1 protein-coding gene is annotated in these 1853 nt (G+C 58.3%); it reads right to left on the bottom strand.

What is annotated here, in order from left to right:
- Nucleotides 1-1853, bottom strand: a 1853-nt coding sequence (locus Xind_RS19435; RefSeq protein ID WP_187650927.1) for a non-ribosomal peptide synthetase, incomplete at both ends; no start/stop codon positions are given.

Genomic DNA, 1853 nt, shown 5'->3' with positions numbered 1-1853 from the left:
CCTTCCTGTAGCGGTGCCAGCGGATAAATATCCTGCACGTTGGCAGCGCCGCCCGCCACCGTGTTGACAACCGTGTCGATTTCCGCCTGAGACAGGGTTACCAGTGACAGCATCTCCGGCGTAATCGCTGTGCAACCTTCAGGAATCCGGTTAGGCGGCACAATAAAGGCCGGTTCCCCCTGATTGGCCTGAATAGCCTGGGCCATGTCAGTGAGTACTGGAGCGGAAAAAACCGTACGTACATCAAGCAGCCAGCCGGCATTACGCAGTTGTTCAATCAGGCTGACCACCATCAGCGAGTGACCGCCGAGTTCGAAGAAGTGGTCATAACGGCCGACGCGTTCCAGCCCCAGCAGGTTTTGCCAAATCTGTGCCAGTGTAGTTTCCAGTTCACCCACCGGGACCGCATAGCCACGTGTAACAACCGCTGACTGGTCAGGGGCGGGCAGGGCTTTACGGTCAAGCTTGCCGTTAGGGGTCAGCGGGAAGGTTTCCAGCATCACAAAAGCGCCGGGCAGCATATATTCAGCCAGATGCTGCGCCAGTGCCTGACGTAAGTCAGACGGCGCCAGTACCACGCCGGACTGGGGCCGGAGATAGGCCACCAGACGGGTATCCCCCAGGATGTCTTCGCGGGCAATAACAACGGCCTCACATACACCGGGACACTGAACGAGACGCGCTTCAATTTCCCCCAGTTCAATGCGGAAGCCACGCAACTTGACCTGAAAGTCGTTACGGCCGAGGTATTCGATACTGCCATCCGGCAACCAGCGGCCGAGGTCTCCGGTTTTGTACAACCGGGCATCAGGCGTGTTGGAGAACGGGTCAGCCATAAAGCGTTCCGCGGTGAGTTCAGGCCGGTTCAGATAGCCGCGGGCCACCCCCACACCGCCGATATGGAGTTCACCGGACACCCCCATTGGCACGGGCTGACCCTGGGTATCCAGAATATACATCTGGGTATTGGCAATCGGGCGGCCGATAGGGACAAAGTGACGCTTATCGTCAGGCTCGCAGGCCCAATAGGTGACATCAATCGCCGCTTCAGTCGGGCCATACAGATTGTGCAGTCCGGCATTAAAACGGGCGAAGAAGCGCTGTTGCAGCTCCGGTGACAGGGCCTCACCGCTGCAAATCACCCGTTTGAGAGAGGCACAGGTGTGCTGGGGGTTAATCCCCTGTACAAACTGTTGCAACATGGACGGGACAAAATGCAGTGTCGTGATACCCGCGGTATCAATCAGCCGGGCCAGATAATCCACCTCTTTATGCCCTTCAGGACGGGCCATCACCAGACGGGCACCAAAGAGCAGGGGCCAGAAGAATTCCCAGACAGACACATCGAAACTGAACGGGGTTTTCTGCAGGACACGGTCGTGGGCGGTCAGGCCATAGGTCTCCTGCATCCAGACCAGACGATTACAGAGCGCGCGATGGCTGTTCATCACCCCTTTCGGCTGACCGGTGGAGCCGGAGGTATAAATGACATAAGCCAGATGCTGTGACGTCAGCCCCAGTGTCCGCGGATCAAGGTTTTCAGCCGGCAAATTATTCCAGACAGATAATGCTGGGGCATCAAGCACAACGACAGGCAGGCGGCTGCCTAAGGTTTCCATCTGGGCGGCCTGAGCCAGCAGGGCCACAGGAGCGGCATCCGCCAGCATATAGGCCAGCCGTTCAGCCGGATAAGCCGGGTCGAGTGGTACGTAGGCCGCGCCGGCTTTGAGAATAGCCAACAGCCCGACGACCATTTCCAGACTGCGTTCGGTACAGATAGCTACCCTGTCATCAGGCTGGACACCCAGCGCCAGCAGATGATGGGCCAGTTGGTTGGCACGGCGGTTGAGTTC

It is taken from the genome of Xenorhabdus indica, from assembly GCF_014467235.1.
GTDB classification, from domain to species: Bacteria; Pseudomonadota; Gammaproteobacteria; order Enterobacterales; family Enterobacteriaceae; genus Xenorhabdus; species Xenorhabdus indica.
This window is presented reverse-complemented; position numbering and strand designations above follow the sequence as displayed.